This window comes from Kitasatospora sp. NPDC041988 (assembly GCF_055588525.1).
Window position 1 is genome coordinate 1 of record NZ_JBVJCO010000102.1, and the last position, 4,926, is coordinate 4,926.

Here is a 4,926-nt window from a genome sequence, read left to right on the forward strand (position 1 = left end):
TGCAGGGGGGACCCTGTGGGAGAGTAGGACGCCGCCGAACAATCATTCACAGAGAACCCCCGATCCATCACGGATCGGGGGTTCTTTGCGTTTCCCGGACACCGACGGAGTGTCAGCTCTACGCTGGCGCCGTGATGATTCGAGTCCGTACGTCCCGAACAGGTACCACGGTCGCTCTGCTCACGGGGGGCCTCATCGCCTTGACCGCGTGCAGCGGTTCCGGGGGCGGTGCCGGCGACGCCGCCACCGGCGCGAGTACGAGTGCCGTCACCGAGACGGCGAAGGACTGGCGTCCCGGCTGGTACCGCACAGTCGGCGACCTCTGTGCCGTGCTTGGTGATCCCGGCCTGCCCGGGGAGTCCCGAGGGGCCATACCCGTAACGACGGACGGGATCCTGGGTGACCCCTCTACGGACGTCAGCTGCGGTTACGAGAGCGATGACCGGGGCGACAACTGGCGGCTGACCGTCGCGGCGACCGTCTTCGCCACGGTCCGCGGCTGCCACTGGCTGCAGGTGGCGGCGGACAACGCCCAGTCGCCGGGGTCCGAGGCGAAGCCGAGCGAACAACGGAAGTTCGAGCGGACGGGCGGCCGCGGGATCGGCGAGGACGGGTTCCAGGTGTCGGTCAGGCACTCGCTGAGCGCGACCATCCCGGGGCCGGTCGACCGGCTGACGTTCAAGTCGGAGGTCTGTGACGGGAATGTACAACTGGCCGCGATCGTGGAGCACATCGCGGGGTCGGTGTCCGCCGACTACCCGGTCGCGTTGGACCGTGCCGAGCAGGCGTCTCGCAAGAAGGCCGACGAGATGCTGAAGCGGGCGCGGGAGAAGCTGTTCGAGCGGGAGATGAGCCCCCAGCCGGTGGCCTCGTAGCAGGGCCGCCGCCTACGGAGTCGTCGCCGTGCCCCAGGCGGGCCGGCTCTCCCAGCGGTCGGTGGTGCTGGTGATCGGGGCGACGTTCGAGCCGTCGCTCTTCATGGTGAACAGCTCGGCGTTGCCGTTGACCGGGGCCTGGGCGAAGGCGATCGAGGTGCCGTCGGGGGAGTAGGTGGCGACGCCGTAGAAGACGTCGGACGGGCCGGGGGTGAGGGCGCCGATGGCGGTGCCGTCGGGGTGGACGGTGTAGATGCCGCCGCCGGGGGCGTCGTCGGGGCCGGCCGGGTAGGTGGTGAAGACGATCTGGCTGCCGTCGGGGGACCAGTTCGCCCGGTCGCCGGCGCGCAGCTCCCAGGGGGTGAGCTGACGCAGGCCGGTGCCGTCGGCGTTGACGAGGTAGAGGGCGCGGCTGTTGGCGGGCTGGCCGGTGGCGCTGGTCTGGTAGGAGAAGACGATCTGCTTGCCGTCGGGCGACCAGGCGGGGTTGGTGACGCTGCCGGAGTACGGCTTGTCGTTGGTGAGGAAGGTCAACCGCTGGACGTTGGTGCCGTCGGGGCTCATGGCGTAGAGGTCGCTGTACTGGATCTGGGTGGCGGCCGGGTCGGTGGCGCCCCAGGCGCGGCTGAAGGCGATCTGCTTGCCGTCGGGGGAGAACGCGGGGGTGACCTCCGCCTCGTTGGTGCAGTCGGGGGCGCCGGCCTCACAGAGCGGGCCGACCTGGTGGGCGTTCGCGCCGTCGGCGCCGATCGTCCAGATCCGGCCGGAGGACTCGCTGTCCGTGCGGTCGAAGGCAAGCGTGGTGCCGTCGGGTGACCAGTCGGGGTGGTCGTCGCGGGTCTGCGCGGGCGGCTGGGTGAGCTGGCGGTCGCCGCTGCCGTCGGAGGCGACGGTGAAGAGGGCGCTGGTCGTGCGCGCGCTGTCGAGGAAGATCCGGCCGGCGATCAGGCCGTTGTGCCGGGTGCCGGCCGCGACGGCTCCGGCGGCCGCCACGGCTCCCGAGGTCGGGACCGAGACGGCGACGGCGGGCTCGGGCGTGGGGCTCGCGGAGGGGGGCTCGGCCCGGATCTCGCTGAGCGGGATCTCGCCCGGCTCGGCGCCGCACCCGGTGAGCAGGGCGCCGGCCAGCAGAAGGCCCGCACCTGCGCGGGCGCGGGTGCGGGCCGTGGTGGTGAGTGGCAGCTGCCGTTGGCCGGTCATCTCCGTGTCATCTCCGTCTCTGGTGCAGGACAGGGCCCCCGAGGGAGCTGTCACTGTGGCAGATCGGGAGTGCGGACGGGCGGGCGACACGCGACGCTCCGGCACCGGTCGGTCACACGGAGTATGAAGAGCGGACCGTCCGGTTGACGGATCGGGCACGGATGGATCGAGCGCGGACGGATCGAGCGGGGGGTGGATCGGAGGCGGACGGGCCGGACACGGAGGGGTCAGGCACGAACGGGTGGGCCGGCCCCGACTGGCGCCCAACGACCCCCGGCCGGTCGGTCAGCCCTTGGCCGCGCGGCGCTCGGCCCGGGCGGTGGCCTCCGCCTCGTCCTCGGCCTCGGCAACCTCCAGGGTGGGCGCGGTGCCGCCGAGCTGGGCGGGCAGCCACCAGGTGTCGTCCGGGCCGCTCGGCTTGCCGGGGTACTCGCGCTGGGCGGTGTCCAGCATCTCGCTCATCGCGGCGCGCAGCCGGCGGGTGACCATCACGGGCTTGTCACCCGGCTCCAGCACGATCGGCTTGCCGATCATGATGGTGACCGGGACGTGCCGCTTGGTGAGGGTCTTGGGGCGGCCCTTGGTCCAGAGCTGCTGGGTGCCCCAGAGGATGACCGGCAGCAGCGGGGCGCCGGAGTCGGAGGCCATCCGGGCCGCGCCGGTCTTGAACTTCTTCAGCATGAACGAGCGGCTGATGGTGGCCTCGGGGAAGACCCCGACGACCTCGCCGGCGCGCAGTGCGCTCACCGCGGCCTCGTAGGCGGGCTGGCCGTCGGTGCGGTCGACCGGGATGTGCTTCATGCCGCGCATCAGCGGGCCGGAGACGCCGTGCCGGAAGACGTCGTCCTTGGCCATGAAGCGGGTCTTGCGCTTGCCGCCGCGGTAGGCGCCGAGGCCGGCGAAGAGGAAGTCCAGGTAGCTGATGTGATTGCTCACCAGGACCGCTCCGCCCTTGGCGGGAATGTTCTCCGCGCCGACGATCTTGATACGCACGTCGAGCGCGCGGAAGACGGTCAGTGCGGCGCCGATCACCGGCGGGTACACGAACTCAGCCACGGTCAGTCCTGACTTCCCACGGGCTCTGGCGGCCCGGTACGGCGGTACCCGGGCCGTGCGGTGGGAGCCGACCGGAGGCGCGGCACGCCGCGGCGGCCACGGGTGATACACGGAGATGATCCCCCGAACGAGTGCCCGCTGTCACCTGAACCGGGTTGCCGGGCGCGATCCGACGGTGTGATCTCCGTGATGGGTCGGACGGGAACCTTCCGGTGATGCCGGGCGCCGGCGGGCACGAGCGGGTACGAGCGGGGCAGGTACGAGCGGCTACGAGGGGCTGGGCGGGCGGGCTCAGGCGGCGGGGTCGAGGCGGCCCCGGGCGCGGCGGATCAGCAGGTACATCTCGCAGCCGAGGCAGTAGCCGAAGGCGGCGTTGAGGAAAGCCGCGGCGAGCGCGAAGCCGGTGGCCAGCAGCGCGAGCCAGGTCACCCCGGTGAGGAAGCCGAGCGTGCCGACGACGGCGAAGGCCAGGCCGACCCCCTGGGCGAAGCGCGGCGGGCGCTCGTCCTCGGTCTCGGTGGGCGGCGCCAGCCGGGGGCGGACGAGCGTGCGGTAAAGCCGGCCGTAGGGGGAGCGGTGCAGGCCGCCGACGGCGCCGAGGGCGAAGACGACGGCCTGGAGGGCGAGCAGCAGGCCACTGCCGGTGAGCAGGACGGCGATCAAGACGAGGGTGGTGAGCGCGGCGGCGAAGCGCGGGCCGCGGGGGTCGATCTGCACGGGGACTCCGGGAGGGGCGCGGGGCGGGGGCGACGGCGGGGCGCGTCAGCGACAGCGCGAGGCCGTGGCCCGGCACAGGTCGACCACGCGGCGGGTGGTCAGCAGCAGCTGTGCGGGGCGGTCGGAGTCCACCCGGCGATCGTACGTGGGCCCGCCCCCGGCGGTCGACCTCCTTGCGGGGGCCGGACGGCCCTGGCGCAGACTGGGGGGATGACCGGGTTGGTGGTGTGCGTTGTCGTGCTCGCGGTGGCGAGCGCGTTCGGGCTGCTGCGGGCCAAGCGCGACGGGAGGCTGCGGGTGCGCACGAAGGACGGGGCGGTGCGGCTGTCGGCGGAGGAGCTGGGCGGGCCGCTGGGCTCGCGGGCCACGTTGGTCCAGTTCTCGACCGCCTTCTGCCAGCCCTGCCGGGCCACCCGTCGGGTGCTCGGTGAGGTGGCGGCCATGGTCGACGGGGTCGCGCACGTCGAGCTGGACGCGGAGGCGCGGCTGGAGCTGGTCCGGCGGCTGGAGATCCTGCGGACGCCGACCGTACTGGTGCTGGACGCGGGCGGACGGGTGGTGCGCCGGGCGGCCGGGCTGCCGCGCAAGTCGGACGTGATCGCGGCGCTGGGCGAGGCGGTCTGACCGGCGCCACCGGCGCACTGTGCCGCTCCGGCGGGGGACCCGCGCGCCGATGTGCCGCCCCGTCAGGTGGTACCGGGGGCGGGCTGGGGCAGGATGGGCGCTGACGGCACGTGCAGGCCGTCCCGTCGCTCGTCCGGATCCGGGGTCTCCGGGGCCGTCGCGGGCACCGTGCGGGGCGTCCGGCCGGGCCCGGCCGCATAAGCTACTGGCCAGTAGTGACCACTGAGCTACCGGCGAGTATGCTGCCAGGAAGTTCCGGACCGGCACGGGAACACGCTGCCCGGAGCGGGTGCGTGCCGTGTTCGCGCCCGCTTGCACAGCCGCAGCCGCCGGACGAGACCAGTACAGGAGACAGGCCGTGAGCTTGAGGATCGTTGTCTGTGTGAAGTACGTGCCGGACGCGACGGGTGACCGTCGTTTCGCGGACGACCACACCACCGACCGGGAGGGCGTG

Annotated in this window: 5 protein-coding genes and 1 pseudogene; 3 read left to right on the forward strand and 3 right to left on the reverse strand. The window is 73.0% G+C overall.

What is annotated here, in order from left to right; genetic code table 11:
- Window positions 1-200 precede the first annotated feature (200 nt).
- Complete coding sequence (locus ACZ6NC_RS41775; protein WP_465739120.1) at window positions 201-875, forward strand: hypothetical protein; 675 nt, start codon at window positions 201-203, stop codon at window positions 873-875.
- A gap of 12 nt (window positions 876-887) precedes the next feature.
- On the opposite strand, the gene ACZ6NC_RS41780 is transcribed toward ACZ6NC_RS41775, so the two are convergent.
- The 3 genes from ACZ6NC_RS41780 to ACZ6NC_RS41790 form a co-directional block, all read right to left on the reverse strand.
- A complete protein-coding gene (locus ACZ6NC_RS41780; protein ID WP_465739121.1) occupies window positions 888-2,075 on the reverse strand; it encodes a TolB family protein in 1,188 nt (395 codons plus the stop codon).
- A 285-nt stretch (window positions 2,076-2,360) separates the two neighbouring features.
- Window positions 2,361-3,131, reverse strand: coding sequence for a lysophospholipid acyltransferase family protein (locus ACZ6NC_RS41785; protein WP_465739122.1), 771 nt, complete (start codon window positions 3,129-3,131; stop codon window positions 2,361-2,363).
- A gap of 291 nt (window positions 3,132-3,422) precedes the next feature.
- Window positions 3,423-3,848: a DUF4395 domain-containing protein gene (locus tag ACZ6NC_RS41790; RefSeq protein WP_465739123.1), complete on the reverse strand. Its 426-nt coding sequence runs from the start codon at window positions 3,846-3,848 to the stop codon at window positions 3,423-3,425.
- Between the two features lie 210 nt (window positions 3,849-4,058).
- Between ACZ6NC_RS41790 and ACZ6NC_RS41795 the strand changes: the two genes are divergently transcribed.
- Both ACZ6NC_RS41795 and ACZ6NC_RS41800 read left to right on the forward strand, forming a co-directional pair.
- Entirely contained in the window at window positions 4,059-4,472 is a 414-nt protein-coding gene (locus ACZ6NC_RS41795; RefSeq protein ID WP_465739124.1) for a thioredoxin family protein, read from the forward strand.
- 358 nt (window positions 4,473-4,830) lie between these two features.
- Window positions 4,831-4,926 (forward strand): annotated as a pseudogene (locus tag ACZ6NC_RS41800) (electron transfer flavoprotein subunit beta); the annotation flags it as partial.

What these genes read in the sequence shown, in the direction of transcription:
- ACZ6NC_RS41795 (WP_465739124.1), top strand. Translation starts at nt 4,059, where the DNA reads ATGACCGGGTTGGTGGTGTGCGTTGTCGTGCTCGCGGTGGCGAGCGCG.
- ACZ6NC_RS41780 (WP_465739121.1), bottom strand. Translation starts at nt 2,075, where the DNA reads ATGACCGGCCAACGGCAGCTGCCACTCACCACCACGGCCCGCACCCGC.